Source organism: Natrinema gari JCM 14663, assembly GCF_000337175.1.
Taxonomy (GTDB): Archaea; Halobacteriota; Halobacteria; order Halobacteriales; family Natrialbaceae; genus Natrinema; species Natrinema gari.
Genome location: NZ_AOIJ01000075.1, coordinates 1 through 422 on the forward strand (window position 1 = coordinate 1; position 422 = coordinate 422).

Sequence of the window (422 nt, forward strand, 5' to 3'; positions counted from 1 at the left end):
CCTCGGCGACGTTGCTCTCCTCGACTCCAACGGCTACCTGGACGACGACGTATGGGGCGAGGCGTGGACCGACTTCATCGGCTTCAGCCAGTCCCCAGTTGCACCTCCGACGTTCCGAACGGTGGACGAATTCATCGATTCAGACCGGGAACCAGACACCGACGATCTCGTAGACGCTTGCACGTATGGTCCGAGATCTGCCCGAGGCCGCCCGACGTCGTCACCTACGGCTATTGGGCGTGACCTCGGTGCGTTCGCCCAGCAGATCATGCTCCACCCAGTTGGCGTTGACCGAGAACAGGTCCTGCGAGACATGATCTGGGGCTTCGTTCGCGGAGCGTACCTTGACCACAGACCGGCTGGTGGTGATTCCCTGCTGGATGAGAAGTACGTCGAACTCCAAGAAGAGCGGCTCGACGAGG

The 422-nt window shown here is 61.4% G+C and carries 1 protein-coding gene; it reads left to right on the top strand.

Annotated elements, in window-relative coordinates; all coding sequences use genetic code 11:
* On the top strand, positions 1 to 422 hold a 422-nt coding region (locus tag C486_RS21420; RefSeq protein WP_008458217.1), incomplete at both ends, for a hypothetical protein.